Below are 13,857 nucleotides of genomic sequence, written 5' to 3' on the forward strand. Positions count from 1 at the left end.
TTGGATCAGATCGTCAGCGGACCGGTGCCGTCGTCGCCGAAGCGCTCCGACGGGACACCGACCGCGTTGAGCAGCGTCGTGAAGAGATTCGCGACCGGCGGGCGCCCGTCGTACACGACGTGACGCCCCGTCTCCCACGCGCCGTTCGCGGTGCCGGCGACGAGGATCGGCATGTCGTCGTGGTTGTGGCGATCGCCGTCCGAGATCTCGCTCGAGAGGAAGACCGCGCACGTGTCGAGCAGCGTGCCGCCGCCGGGCTCCTCGATGGAGTCGAGCTTCTGCAGGAAGTACGAGAAGCGCTCCATCTCCCAGCGATCGATCAGCGTGAGCTTGCGGTGGTTCTCCGCGTTGCCCTGGTGGTGCGAGAGGCTGTGGTGCCCGTCGCTGATGCCGAGGAACGGATAGCTCCGGTTGCTGCCCGCGTTCGCCATCATGAACGTGATGACGCGCGTGAGATCGCACTGCATCGCGATCGCCTGGAGGTCGCTCATCACGTCGATGCGCGCGGTGAGATCGAGATCCGTCGCGGGGCGGCCCGGGATCTCGCACACCAGCGTCTCCTCCGACGAGATGCGCAGCTCCACCTCGCGCACCGCCGTGAGGTACTCGTCGAGCTTGCGCTGATCGGTCGTGCCGAGGCGCGGGCGCAGCGAGTTCGCGTCCTCGAGCGCGACGTCGAGCACGCTCGTGCGGTACGCGCGACGACGCTCGATCTCCGCGAGCGACGCGGTGGGATCGAAGCCCTCGAACAGGCGATCGAACACCGCGCGCACGTCGGTCATCTTCGGCATCGGCGTCTGCGGGCCGCTCCAGCTCACGTTGCGCGCGTACGCGCACGAGTAGCCGGAGTCGCAGCCGCCCGCGGGGCCACCGCCGTCGATGCCGAGCTCGAGCGACGCGAAGCGCGTGCACGACCCGATGTGCATCGCCGCGACCTGGTCCATCGAGACGCCGTTGCGGATGTCGGATCCCTCGGTCTTCACCACGTGCGTCGCGGTGATGAACGAGCCGGTGCCCGCGGCGTGATCACCCGGGCCGTCGGGCCGCGCCGGCATGTTCGCGATGCCGGTGAGCACGTTGATCTTCGCGCGCACCGGCTCGAGCGGCTGGAGGATCTCCGGCAGCGCGAAGTCGCGCCCCGTCGACGTCGGGCGCCACGCCGCCATGTGGATGCCGCAGGGCACGTACCACGCGAGCAGCCGCTTCGGGTCCTCGCACGACGCGTGATCCGCGTGCGCCGTGCTGCGCCCTTCGATCATCCGCGCCGCTGAGGGCAGGAACGGAAGCGCGATCGCCGCGCCCGCGCCGCCGAGGAAGAACCGGCGCCCCAGCTTCTTCTTGCTCCACGCCGACATCACTCGTCCTCCGCGCCGTGATCGGCGCCGCGCATGCGGAACGGGGGGCTGGTCACGATCTCGAGGATCAGCGCGCGCAGCGTCCCGCCGTTCGCGAGCATGTCCTCGGTGAGCATGTCGACCCACGCTTCGTCGCTGCGGTGCTCGACACCGCGGCCGAGCGCGTAGGTCATCATCTGGCGCGTGACGCAGCGCGGGAAGCGCGGGTCGCTCGAGATCATCGCGCCGAGCTCGCTCGCGCCCGTGAACTCGCCGAACCCGGGGAGCAGCCCGCTGTCGTCGATCGTGCCGTCGTTGTCGGTCTCGCGATAACGACCGATCGCGTCGTAGCGCTCGAGGCCGAAGCCGATCGGATCCATCACCGAGTGGCACGACGCGCAGACCGGATCACTGCGGTGCCGCTCGAAGCGCTCGCGCAGCGTCTCGCCCTCGCGCGGCTCGGTCGCCTCGAGGCCTTCGACGCCGGGCGGCGGCGGAGGCGGCGGCGAGCAGAGGATCTGCTCGAGCACCCACACGCCGCGCTTCACCGGCGACGTGCGGTTCGGCTGCGACGTGACCGCGAGCACGCCGGCGCGCGAGAGCAGGCCCGCGCTGCGCGTGTCGGGCAGCATGACCCGCGCGAAGCCCTGCTCGTCGCGCGTCGTGCCTTCCGGAATCTCGACGCCGTAGTGCGCCGCGAGGCGATCGTCGACGAAGCCGAAGCTCGCGGTGAGCATGTCCTCGACCGGCCGATCCTCCTCGAGGAACGCGGCGAAGAAGCGCTCCATCTCGCCCTGCGCCGAGCGCGCGAGCTCCGGCGTCCAGTCGGGGAACGTGCCGTCGTCGGCGTCGTGATCGGGGATGAGGCGCGTGTAGAGCCACTGGCCCGCGAAGTCGTCGACGAGCGAGCGGGCGCGCGCGTCGTCGAGCATGCGCTCGGCCTGCGCGCGCAGCGTCGCTTCGTCGTGGAGCACGCCGTCTGCCGCGAGGTCGAGCAGCTCGTCGTCGGGCGCGCTCGCCCAGAGGAAATAGGAGAGGCGCGACGCGAGCTCGTAGTCCGACACGCGCTCGGGCCCGTCGACCGCGGGATCGTCGAGCTCGACGCGGTAGAGGAAGTGCGGCGAGATCAGCGTCGCGATCAGCGCGAGGCGCACGCCCTCGGGCCAGCCGTCGCCGTGCATCTGCGCGATCTCGTGCACCGAGAGCAGGCGCGTGATCTCCGCGTCGGTCGCGGGGCGGCGCCACGCGCGGCGCGTGAACGTGGTGAGGATCGTGCGCGCGCACGACTCGCCGCCGGTCGCGACGTCGCAAGTCAGCATGCGCTCGCGGCCGGGCCCGGGCGCTTCGGCGGTGCCGAGCGCCTCGTCGATCCACTCCTCCGCGCTGCTCGCGAGCAGCTCCACGTGGAGCGCCGAGGTCGAGAGCACGTCGCCGTTGTTGTCGTAGCCGTAGCCGCGATCGTCGGCGGGGAAGTCGGTGCTGACCTGGCGCTCGATGCCGAGCAGGTCGCGCACCGTGTGGTCGAGCTCGCTCCGGTTGAGCCGGCGCATCGTCACGCGGCCGGGCTCGGCCGGGACGGTGGGGCCACCGGGACCGCTCGGGCCTTCTGGACCCCAGCCGTCGACCGTGCCGGGACCGCTGCCGCGTGGATCGAGCAGCGACCCGTCGCACGCGGCGAGCGAGAGCACCGCGAGCGCGGTGAGGGAGCGAAAGCGCATGTGCACGCGCCTTCGCAAGGGAAGTGCCGTAACGGAACATCGCGAATTCCGCGGATCGCGGCGCGCGGGAACAGAACGCGCTCCGCTCCGGTGGGGTCTGGTGCGACCGGCCGGTCGCGGATCCACCCCCCGGGGTGATGGTCGGTCGGCCCCGGCGGGCCGCATCGTCCAGGAGTCGCCGTATCGACAGTTGATGTCCCGAGCCGAGCGGCGTCGCGGCCCGTCGACCCCCCGTCGACGGGCCGATTTGTTTGGGCGGCCGAAGAATCGTTGGTGGTCCAACGATCGGCCGTTCCTTGACACGCTGCGTCAAGCGTTTTACGCCGTCGCGGTCGTGCGCTGAACCGCGATTCATTCGCCGTCTCGGGTTCGGGCGCGCGCTCCTTTCTCATCGGTGGAGGACGCATGGCCAGGGGAACGAACGGAAACGGCACGCGCGTGGCGGTCGTCGCGGGGCTGCGCACCCCGTTCGCGAAGCAGAGCTCGGCGTACAAGAACATGTCCGCGCTCGAGCTCGGGCAGGCGGTCGTGAACGAGCTGCTGGTGCGCACCGGCGTGTCGCCGAGCGAGATCGAGCAGGTCGTGTACGGGCAGGTGCTGCCCTCGATCGCCGCGCCGAACATCGCGCGCGAGATCGTGCTCGGCACCGGGATGCCGCGGAACATCGAGGCCTTCAGCGTCAGCCGCGCGTGCGCGACCAGCTACCAGAGCACCGTGAGCATCGCGGAGGCGATCCTCACCGGCGCGATCGACTGCGGCCTCAGCGGCGGCGCGGACAGCTCGACCGACGTGCCGATCACGGTGAGCAAGAAGCTCAGCGCGGCGCTGCTCGACGCGAGCAAGGCGAAGACGCTGGGCGAGCGCCTCAAGGCGTTCAGCAAGCTCTCGCCGAAGGATCTCGTCCCGGTGCCGCCCGCGATCGTCGAGTACTCGACGGGCCTCTCGATGGGCGAGAGCGCGGAGAAGATGGCGAAGGAGAACCACATCTCGCGCGCCGCGCAGGACGAGCTCGCGCACCAGTCGCACACCAAGGCCGCGAACGCCTGGAAGCAGGGCTGGCTCGCGGACGAGGTGATGACCGTCTACGTGCAGAACGGGAAGGGCCTCGAGCCGTACGCGAAGGACAACCTCGTGCGCGACGAGAGCAAGCTCGAGAGCTACACGAAGCTGAAGCCCGCGTTCGACCGCAAGTACGGCACGATCACCGCGGGCAACGCGTCGCCGCTCACCGACGGCGCGAGCGCGCTGCTGCTGATGCGCGAGGACAAGGCGAAGGCGCTCGGCCTCACGCCGCTCGGCTACATCAAGAGCTACGCGTTCGCGGCGCTCGATCCGCGCGGGCAGATGCTGATGGGCCCGAGCTACGCGACGCCGATCGCGCTCGATCGCGCGGGCGTGAAGCTGAAGGACCTCGACGTGATCGACATGCACGAGGCCTTCGCGGCGCAGGTGCTCTCGAACACGCAGGCGTTCGCGAGCAAGAAGTTCGCGGAGGAGAAGCTCGGGCGCAGCGAGGCGATCGGCGAGATCGACCCCGCGAAGTTCAACCCGACGGGCGGCTCGATCGCGATCGGTCATCCGTTCGCCGCGACGGGCGCGCGGCAGATCACCCAGACGCTGCGCGAGCTCAAGCGGCGCGGCGGCAATCTCGGCCTCGTCACGGCGTGTGCGGCGGGCGGCATCGGCGCGGCGATGATCCTGGAGGTCAACTGACATGGCGAGCATCCAGCCCACGGGAGCGGAGGCGCTCTCGATCGAGAAGCGCGACGGCGGTGTGGTCGTGCTGCGCATGGACGTCCCGGGCGAGCCGGTGAACACGCTCAAGGCGTCGTTCGCCGAGGACTTCGCGCGGGTGTTCGACGAGCTCGAGCGCGACACGAGCGTGAAGGCGATCGTGCTCACGTCGGGCAAGAAGAGCGGCTTCATCGCGGGCGCCGACATCACGATGCTGCAGAAGGCGAAGACCGATCGCGAGGCGGCGGAGCTCTCGCGCGCCGGTCAGCGCGCCCTCGATCGCATCGCGAAGCTCCGTGCGCCGGTGGTCGCGGCGATCCACGGCGCGGCGCTCGGCGGCGGGCTCGAGGTCGCGATGGCGTGCCACGCGCGCATCGCGAGCGACGACCCGAAGACGAAGCTCGGCCTGCCCGAGGTGCAGCTCGGTCTGCTGCCCGGCGCGGGCGGGACGCAGCGCCTGCCGCGCCTCGTGCCGATCCAGACCGCGCTCGACATGCTGCTCACCGGCAAGCAGCTCGACGCGAAGAAGGCGAAGAAGGTCGGGCTCGTCGACGAGGTGGTGCCCGAGGCGATCCTGCTCGAGGTCGCGGTGCAGCGCGCCGCGGCGCTCGCCGAGAAGAGCAGCGGTCCGCGCAGCGCGGCGCCGAAGGGCCCGAAGCTCGAGGGCGCGGAGAAGCTGCAGGAGGCCGCGCTCACGAAGACGCCGCTCGGCCGTCGCTTCCTCTTCGATCAGGCGAAGAAGCAGCTGCTGAGCAAGACGCGCGGCAACTATCCGGGCCCGGAGCGCATCCTCGAGGTCGTCGAGAAGGGCCTCGAGAAGGGCTTCGAGGCGGGGCTCGAGGCGGAGGCGGTCGCGTTCGGCGAGCTCGTGGTCTCGCCGCAGGCCGCGCAGCTGATGAGCATCTTCTTCGCGACGAACGCGCTGAAGAAGGACACCGGCGTCGACGATCCGAGCGTGCAGCCGCGCGAGGTGCACAAGGTCGGGATGCTCGGCGCGGGCCTCATGGGCGCGGGCATCGCGTACGTGACGGCGAACAGCGCGAAGATCCCGGTGCGCCTGAAGGACAAGGACGCGGAGGGCGTCGCGCGCGGCCTCTCGTACGTGAAGAACCTCGTCGACCAGAAGGTGAAGCGGAAGCGCCTCACCGTGCGCGAGGCGGGCGAGCAGCTCTCGTACGTCACCGGCACGACGGGCTACGACGGCCTGCGCGGCGCCGAGGTGGTGGTCGAGGCGGTGTTCGAGGATCTCGCGCTCAAGCACCGCGTGCTGATGGACGTGGAGCGCGAGTGCGGGCCGCAGGCGATCTTCGCGTCGAACACGTCGTCGATCCCGATCGGCGAGATCGCGAAGGCGAGCACGCACCCCGAGACCGTGATCGGCATGCACTACTTCTCGCCGGTCGAGAAGATGCCGCTGCTCGAGATCATCGTGACGCCGAAGACCGCGCCGTGGGTGACCGCGACCTGCGTCGAGCTCGGCAAGAAGCAGGGCAAGACCGTCATCGTGGTGAACGACGGAGTCGGCTTCTACACGTCGCGCATCCTCGGGCCGATGATGAACGAGGCCGCGTTCATCCTCGCGGAGGGCGTGAAGGTCGAGGACATCGACGACGCGCTGATGGACTTCGGGTTCCCGGTCGGTCCGATCACGCTGCTCGACGAGGTCGGCATCGACGTCGGCGAGAAGGTCGGGCACATCATGCACGCCGCGTTCGGCGATCGCATGAAGCCGCCCGCGGGCTTCGAGAAGCTGCTCGCGGACAAGCGCTTCGGGCGCAAGAACGGGCGCGGCTTCTACCTCTACGGCGACAAGAAGAAGAAGGGGAAGAAGCAGGTCGACGCGACCGTGTACGGCGTGCTCGGTCTGTCGCCCGGCAAGCAGCTGCCGAAGGACGAGATCGCGCAGCGCTGCGCGCTGCAGTTCGTGAACGAGGCGTGCCTCTGCTACGGCGAGGGCATCCTCCGCAGCGCGCGCGACGGAGACATCGGCGCGATCTTCGGGCTCGGGTTCCCGCCGTTCCGCGGTGGGCCGTTCCGCTACGTCGACACGGTGGGCGCGAAGGAGATCGTGCGGCGCCTCGAGCGCTTCCGCGATCGCCTGGGCAATCGGTTCGCGCCGGCGCCGGTGCTCGTCGAGATGGCGAAGACGGGCAAGACGTTCCACGGCGAGAGCACGATCGCCCCCGGGCAGCACAAGGTCGCGGCGCAGGGCGCGGGGCTCGGCGCGGTCGCCTGAGCGCGTGAGGTGAGCCGTACCGCGGGCGCCGCATCTCCGGGAGGAGGTGCGGCGCTCGTTCGTTTTTCACGTCGCGTCACGGGTCGGGCGGGGTGCGGCCAATAAGCATGCATGAGGGCTTCGTCCGTCTTCGCGCTCGCTTGCCTCGTCCTGCTCTCGGCGTGCTCGTCACGGCCCGTCACGACCACCGACGCGGGGAACGAGGACGGCGGACCTCCGGCCGACGGCGGGCCTCGCGCGTGCGACGTCGACTCCGATTGCGACGACGGCGTCGCGTGCAGCGTCGAGATCTGCGCAGAAGGCGTGTGCCGCTGGCATCTCGATCACGCGTCGTGCGCCGACGACGTGTTCTGCGACGGCGCCGAGCGCTGCGATCCCGTCGACGGATGCATCGAAGGGCGCCGCGAGAGCTGCGACGACGGCGACGTGTGCACGGTCGATCGCTGCGTCGAGAGCGAGGCGAGCTGCACACACGCGGCGCGCGATCTCGACGACGACGGCGACGTCGACATGTTCTGCGACGGCGGCAACGACTGCGACGACGCCGATCCCACCGTGTCCTCGGGCACCGACGAGCGCTGCGGCAACCGTCGCGACGACGACTGCGACGGAGACGTCGACGAGGACGCGTGCGCGACCGCGCCCCACGACACCTGCGACGATCCGCTCGACGTGTCGGCGGGTGGATCGTTCGTGATCGAGGCGCGCGAGCTGCGTGGCGACTATCTCGGCTGCGGCATCCTCGAGTGCCGCGACTTCGTCGCGCGGTTCACGATCGACGAAGCGCAGGACGTCGAGATCATCGCGGCGGATCCCGGCGACGACTGGGCGTACACCGAGGTCGCGCTGCGCCGCGGGTGCGACGACGCGACGACCGAGATCGACGACGTGACCGGGTTTCCCGCGACGCTGCGATATCGCGCGCTCGAGCCCGGCACGTACTTCGTGCTCGCGGGCGCGGAGCGGAACTTCGGATCGGGGGCGACCGACCAGCTCACGCTCGACGTGACGTTCTCGCCCGACACCACGCCGCCGACGAACGAGACGTGCGCGAGCGCGCTCGACGTGGGCGCGGGCGGGACGTTCACCGCGGACTTCATCGACACGCGCGACGACCTCGCGCTCGAGTGCGGCGAGGACGACTGGCCCGAGCTCGTCTACGCGATCACGACGAGCGCGCGCGCGGATCTGCGCGTCACGCTCGACGGCTTCGCGCGCCTCGGGCTCTCCGTGCGCAGCGCGTGCGGCGACGCGACGTCGGCGCTCGGCTGCGTCGTGCTCGAGCCCCACGAGGATCGCGTGCGGGTGTTCCCCGACGTGCCCGCGGGCACGCACTACTTCGTGCTCGAGCTGCGGAGCATCCCCGAGGCGATCGCGCAGATCACGATCGAGGCGCTTCCCGCCGCGCCCTGAGCGATCGCGCACACGGATGAGGTACCTTCGCGCGCGTCGGAGGAGCGCATGCCGGTGAGCGATGGGGAGTGGAGCGACTGGCTCGGACAGCAACGCGTCGCGTGCGAAGTGCGGCGCCCGGCGAAGGTCGATGCGGCCTTCGAGGCGGTCGAGGAAGCGGTGCGCACGAGCCGTCGCATCCGCGCCGCGGGCTCGGGCCACTCCACGTCGGACGTGGCGCGCCCCTCGAAGGACGCGATCCTCCTCTCGCTCGAGCACCTCGCGCTCGACGACGCCGACTGGAAGACGTGGCTCAAGGGCGATCTCGCGCTCGTCGAGCCGCGGGTGCGGCCCGGCGAGCAGCTCGTGCGCGTCGCGGCGGGCCAGACGATCCGCGCGCTCAACCTCGATCTCGCGAAGCGCCGCCTCGCGATGCCGAACCTCGGCTCGTACGACGGACAGTCGATCTACGGCGCGATCGCGACCGGCACCCACGGCACCGGGCTCGGCTTCGGACCGCTCGCGGACCAGGTCGCGTCGATCGAGATGATCGGCGTCGAGGACGCGGGGCGACCGGTCGTGCGCCACTGGCGCATCGAGCCGACGAACGGGATCACCGATCGCGATCGCTTCTACGGCTCGAGCCAGCGCGGTCGCATGTCGCTCGTGCAGGACGACGAGGTGTTCCGAAGCGTCGTGGTCGGGCTCGGCTGCTTCGGGATCGTCACCGCGCTCACGCTGCGCGTGGTGCCTGCGTTCCAGCTGCGCGAGACGTGCGAGGTGATGCCCTGGTCGTCGCTCAAGACGACGCTCGTCACGCGGGCGCGCTCGGCGCAGTGGCTCGACGTGACGATGCTGCCCGAGCGGCTCGACGGTGAGCACTGGTGCCAGGTGACCGTGCGCGAGAAGCGCGCGGCGCTCCCGCATCACGTGCCGCTCACCGAGCTGACGCCGCGCGGAGATGCGCGGATCCGCGAGGCGAGCTCGCGCGAAGGGAAGGACCCGAAGGAGCTGGTGCGCTGTGCGCTCGCCGCGGGATCGCACGGCGCGCGCATCGCGACGCACCGCGTGCGCGAGCTCTTCCGCGAGGACGCGACGCGCACGATCGAGAGCGAGAGCTACGTCGTCTTCCGCACCAGCGTGGGCGACTGGATCCCCGCGACGTCGAGCGAGATCGGCGTGGACGTCGACCGCAGCGTGGAGGCGATCGACGCGACGATCACGCACCTCGACGCGATGGCGAAGCGCGGCTTCTTCCACGTCTCGCCGATCGGGATCCGCTTCTCGCGCGCGTCGTCGCACTACCTCGCGATGCAGCACGGTCGCGACACGTGCACGATCGAGGCGCCGATCCCGGTGGGCAACGTGAACGTGCACGCGATCGGCTCGCCGAGCGCCGCCGATGCGGCGCCGATCCTGCTCGGCGCGTTCGAGCGCACCTTGATCGATGCGCGCTTCGACGGACGGCCACACTGGGGACAGCGTCACACCGTGTCGGGTGGATTCCTGCTCCGGTATCCGAAAGGGCCGATCTGGGCGCGACAGGTCGCGCGGTTCAACCGCTTCGGGCTCTTCGACAACGCGTTCACCGGACGCATGGCGCTGCGACGCTGACTCACGTTCGCTCCATGCGCGCGCAAACGATCGACCGTTGCCGCGTATCGTGTATCTTCGCCGCGGGGACGGAAGCAGAGCGACAGAGGGAGATCGATGAGCGACGGAGTACAGACGAGGACACTCGACGCCGATCACTGCCTCGCGACGTGGGATCGCGTGCTGATCCAGGTGTGGCGCGGCCCGATGACGATGGAGAACCTGGCCGGCCTCGAGCGCGTCGCGCGCAGCTTCTTGGCCGAGCAGCCCGCCGGCGCGAAGGTCTCGACGATCTCGATCATCGAGCGCACGTCCCCGCCCCCGACCGACGAGGTCCGCAAGGGCATGTCGCGCGTCTACCGCGACCTCACGAGCTCGATGGATCACGCGATCATCGTCCCCGAAGGCGGCGGCTTCCGCGCCGCGATCGTGCGCGGCGTCGGCGTCGCGCTCTCGTCGCTCTCGCCCAAGGCGCTCCCGTTCAAGTTCGTCGACACGATCCGCTCGGCCGCCGTGATGGTCGCGCCGCAGCTCACGCCCGGCGCGGGCGGCGCGGGCGAGCTCGAGGCGGCGATCGAGCGCGTTCGCGCGAAGGTCGCGGGCGTCGGCACGCACCGCTGAGGCCGTGCTGACGAGAGGGGCCTCGGAGGGCTCCTCTCGTCACGCTGCCGCGCGCGATCTCCCGGCCGCGTGAGCGCGTCGACTGCGCTATGACGCGCTCGTGTCGGATGTTCGCGAGCTCGATGCGTTCCTCCTCTCGCGCGAGTGGCGGGACGGGCCGGGCGGCGTCGAGATCACGCTCTGGGCCGTCTCGTCCGAGCACGGCGCGATCAAGGCGACGCTGCGCGATCAGGAGGCCGTGCTCTTCGTGCCGCGCGACGTCGCGACCGAAGCGGGGCGGCGCGATCCGCGCCCGCTGCGGACGCGCGAGGGGCTCGACGTCGACGCGGTCTACTTCCGATCCCAGCGCGCGCTGATCGCGGAGCGCGAGCGGCTCCGCAATCGTCTGCAGGTCGCGCTCGAGTCCGACGTGAAGCCCTCCGATCGCTTCTTGATGGAGCGCTTCGTCACGAGCGGGATCACGCTGCGCGGTCCTGCGCGCGCCAAGGACGGCGTGCTGCACGTGCGCGATCCCCAGGTGCGCGCCGCCGACGTGACCCCTCGGCTGCGAGCGCTCTCGCTCGACATCGAGACCGACGGGTGGGACGGCCCCGTGCTCTCCATCGCGCTCGCGGCCGAGGGCCTCGAGCGCGTGCTCATCCGGCGTGCGCGAGAGACCGATCGCGATCACGACGCGATCACGTTCCACGACGACGAGCGCGCGCTGCTCGAAGCCGCGTTCGGCGTGATCCGTCGCGCCGATCCCGATCTGATCGTCGGATGGAACGTCGTCGAATTCGATCTGCGCGCGCTCCAGGCGCGCTGCGCGACGCTGCGCATCCCGTTCGCGATCGGGCGCGCAGGCGAGCGCGCGCGCGTGCTCGAGGGCGCGACCGCGAGCCAGGTGTCGATCGCGCGTGTTCCGGGGCGCGTGGTGCTCGACGGCATCGCGACGCTGAAGAACGCGACGTGGTCGTTCGAGCGCTACACGCTCGATCACGTCGCGCGCGCGCTCGTCGGGCGCGGCAAGCGCATCGACGCGGGCGGCGACGCGCTCGCGGAGATCCGCCGCATGCACGCGGAGGATCCCGATGCGCTCGCGGCTTACAACCTCGAGGACGCGCGGCTCGTGCTCGACGTGTTCCGCGCGGCCGATCTCGTCGGGTTCGCGGTCGAGCGCGCGCGCCTGACCGGGCTGCCCCTCGATCGCCAGGGCGGCGCGGTCGCGGCGTTCGATCACCTCTACCTGCCGCGCCTGCATCGCCGCGGGTACGTCGCGCCCGACGTGGGCGTGGAGGTCGATGCGATCCCCTCGCCCGGCGGGCACGTGCTCGAGAGCGTGCCGGGGCTCTACCGCAACGTGCTCTCGTTCGACTTCCGCTCGCTGTACCCGAGCATCATCCGCACGTTCCACGTCGATCCGCTCGGGCTCTGGGCGCCGGGCGACGATCCGATCCCGGGCTTCGAGGGCGCGTCGTTCCCGCGCGAAGGCGCGATCCTGCCCGACATCGTCGCGCACCTCGCCGAGGCGCGCGGGCGCGCGCAGGCCGCGCAGAACGAGGCGCTCTCGCGCGCGATCAAGATCCTGATGAACTCGTTCTACGGCGTGCTCGGGACGCCGGGGTGCCGCTTCTTCGATCCGCGCCTCGCGTCGTCGATCACCCGGCGCGGTCACGAGATCATCGATCGCAGCCGCGCGTTCTTCGAGGAGCGCGGTCACGCGGTGATCTACGGCGACACCGACTCGCTCTTCGTGCGCCTGCCCGAGTCGCTCGCCGAGGCCGAGTGCCGCGCGGAAGGCTCGCGCCTCGCGCGCGAGATCACGGCGTACTGGCGCGACGCGCTGGCGCGCGAGATGCGCGTCGAGAGCTTCCTCGAGATGCGCTTCGAGTCGCACTACCTGCGCTTCCTGATGCCGACGATGCGCCACTCCGATCGCGGCTCGAAGAAGCGGTACGCGGGGCTCGTGCGCCGCGGCGACGGCGCGGTGGAGCTGGTGATCCGAGGGCTCGAGGCGATCCGGAGCGACTGGACGCCGCTCGCGCGCGAGGTGCAGCGCGAGCTGCTGCGCCGCGTGTTCGTCGACGAGCCGTGGGAGGACTGGCTGCGCGGCGTGCGCGCCGATCTCGTCGGCGGAAAGCTCGATCACGAGCTCGTCTATCGGCGCCGGCTGCGCCGCGAGATCGAGGACTACGGCGGCTCGCCGCCGCACGTGCGCGCCGCGCGTCTGCTCGACGACGATCTCGACGGCGACGAGATCGAGTACGTCATCACGACGCGCGGCCCCGAGCCCGCATCGCGCCGCACGTCGCCGATCGATCACGCGCACTACGTCGACAAGCAGCTCGCGCCCGCGGCCGACGTCGTGCTGCCGCTGCTCGGCACGTCGTTCGACCGGGTGGCGGGAGCGCAGCTGCGTTTGTTCTGACCGCGCGTGCCGAGGCATCCTGGAGACGGATGCTGCGGAGCTCGCAGGCGCTCGCGATGGTGCTGCTCCTGGGGTGCGGCCGCGTCGGCTACGACCCGGGATCGAGCGACGGAGGCAGCGCGGACCTCGACGCCGCGGCGCAGGTCGACGAGTGCGCGGCGCGACACGCAGGCGCGCGCGTGTGCTCGGGCTTCGAGGGCGACGTCGGCACGTACTGGTCGCTCACCACGCGCGACGGCGGGACGATCGCGACGACGACGACGGTCGCGCACCGCGGCGCGCGCGCGCTCCGCGCCGAGGTGGGCGGCAGCGGGTCCACGGCGTTCGCGCACCATCGGTTCGTGCCGATCGCGTCGGGTGATCTGTGGCTGCGCGCCTTCGTGCGCGTGCCCGCGCCGAGCGGCAGCGTCGGCGTGAACCTGCTCGCGGTCGAGCACGAGGGCAGCGACGTGTTCGGGATCGACGTGAACGTCGGCGTCGACGGACGCCTGCTCGTGTACGGCGTCGAGGCCGGCACGTTCGACGCGCCCGACGACGTGCGGCTGCGCGCGGACGAGTGGGCGTGCGTGGAGCTGCGGATCGGCGTGTCGGACGCGGACGGCGAGCTCGAGCTCTTCGTCGACGGAGCGCGCGCGGTGTCGGCGACCGGGATCGACTCGTACCCCGAGGGCGACTACGACCGGCTCCTCGTGGGCGTCGCGTGGTCCGACGCGAGCCAGGCGCCCTTCGAGGTGCTGATCGACGACGTGGTGCTCGACGTGCAACCCATTGGTTGCGATTAGAAAGCACGGAACCGCCACGCGCTGCGGTGGTCGAACGAGC

At 70.9% G+C, this 13,857-nt stretch carries 9 protein-coding genes; 7 read left to right on the plus strand and 2 right to left on the minus strand.

Annotation, left to right across the window (positions count from 1 at the left end):
• Positions 1-5: 5 nt before the first annotated feature.
• Together DB32_RS09495 and DB32_RS09500 are read right to left on the minus strand one after the other, a co-directional pair.
• Positions 6-1,355, minus strand: a complete 1,350-nt coding sequence (locus DB32_RS09495) for a DUF1552 domain-containing protein (RefSeq protein WP_053232100.1) — start codon at positions 1,353-1,355, stop codon at positions 6-8.
• Entirely contained in the window at positions 1,355-3,052 is a 1,698-nt protein-coding gene (locus tag DB32_RS09500) for a DUF1592 domain-containing protein (protein ID WP_169791388.1), read from the minus strand. Before DB32_RS09500 ends, DB32_RS09495 begins: the two co-directional genes overlap by 1 nt.
• A 405-nt stretch (positions 3,053-3,457) precedes the next feature.
• Here DB32_RS09500 and fadI point away from each other — a divergent pair, with 405 nt between their 5' ends.
• The 7 genes from fadI (at position 3,458) to DB32_RS09535 (ending at position 13,817) form a co-directional block, all read left to right on the plus strand.
• Positions 3,458-4,765: an acetyl-CoA C-acyltransferase FadI gene (gene fadI, locus DB32_RS09505; RefSeq protein WP_053232102.1), complete on the plus strand. Its 1,308-nt coding sequence runs from the start codon at positions 3,458-3,460 to the stop codon at positions 4,763-4,765.
• 1 nt (position 4,766) lies between these two features.
• Positions 4,767-7,022, plus strand: coding sequence for a fatty acid oxidation complex subunit alpha FadJ (gene fadJ, locus DB32_RS09510; protein ID WP_053232103.1), 2,256 nt, complete (start codon positions 4,767-4,769; stop codon positions 7,020-7,022).
• Between the two features lie 111 nt (positions 7,023-7,133).
• Entirely contained in the window at positions 7,134-8,435 is a 1,302-nt protein-coding gene (locus DB32_RS09515; RefSeq protein WP_053232104.1) for a MopE-related protein, read from the plus strand.
• A gap of 54 nt (positions 8,436-8,489) precedes the next feature.
• A complete protein-coding gene (locus tag DB32_RS09520) occupies positions 8,490-10,028 on the plus strand; it encodes a D-arabinono-1,4-lactone oxidase (RefSeq protein ID WP_169791389.1) in 1,539 nt (512 codons plus the stop codon).
• A 96-nt stretch (positions 10,029-10,124) separates the two neighbouring features.
• Positions 10,125-10,628, plus strand: a complete 504-nt coding sequence (locus DB32_RS09525) for a hypothetical protein (RefSeq protein ID WP_053232106.1) — start codon at positions 10,125-10,127, stop codon at positions 10,626-10,628.
• 100 nt (positions 10,629-10,728) lie between these two features.
• Positions 10,729-13,035, plus strand: a complete 2,307-nt coding sequence (locus DB32_RS09530; protein WP_053232107.1) for a DNA polymerase II — start codon at positions 10,729-10,731, stop codon at positions 13,033-13,035.
• A 29-nt stretch (positions 13,036-13,064) separates the two neighbouring features.
• The gene (locus tag DB32_RS09535; RefSeq protein WP_053232108.1) at positions 13,065-13,817 is read left to right on the plus strand and encodes a LamG-like jellyroll fold domain-containing protein; all 753 of its coding nucleotides are present in this window, start codon (positions 13,065-13,067) and stop codon (positions 13,815-13,817) included.
• Positions 13,818-13,857 lie beyond the last annotated feature (40 nt).

The sequence above is a fragment of the Sandaracinus amylolyticus genome (assembly GCF_000737325.1).
Lineage (GTDB): Bacteria > Myxococcota_A > Polyangia > Polyangiales > Sandaracinaceae > Sandaracinus > Sandaracinus amylolyticus.

What these genes read in the sequence shown, in the direction of transcription:
- DB32_RS09515 (WP_053232104.1), top strand. Translation starts at nt 7,134, where the DNA reads ATGAGGGCTTCGTCCGTCTTCGCGCTCGCTTGCCTCGTCCTGCTCTCG.
- DB32_RS09535 (WP_053232108.1), top strand. Translation starts at nt 13,065, where the DNA reads ATGCTGCGGAGCTCGCAGGCGCTCGCGATGGTGCTGCTCCTGGGGTGC.
- DB32_RS09500 (WP_169791388.1), bottom strand. Translation starts at nt 3,052, where the DNA reads ATGCGCTTTCGCTCCCTCACCGCGCTCGCGGTGCTCTCGCTCGCCGCG.
- DB32_RS09525 (WP_053232106.1), top strand. Translation starts at nt 10,125, where the DNA reads ATGAGCGACGGAGTACAGACGAGGACACTCGACGCCGATCACTGCCTC.
- DB32_RS09495 (WP_053232100.1), bottom strand. Translation starts at nt 1,355, where the DNA reads ATGTCGGCGTGGAGCAAGAAGAAGCTGGGGCGCCGGTTCTTCCTCGGC.
- fadJ (WP_053232103.1), top strand. Translation starts at nt 4,767, where the DNA reads ATGGCGAGCATCCAGCCCACGGGAGCGGAGGCGCTCTCGATCGAGAAG.
- fadI (WP_053232102.1), top strand. Translation starts at nt 3,458, where the DNA reads ATGGCCAGGGGAACGAACGGAAACGGCACGCGCGTGGCGGTCGTCGCG.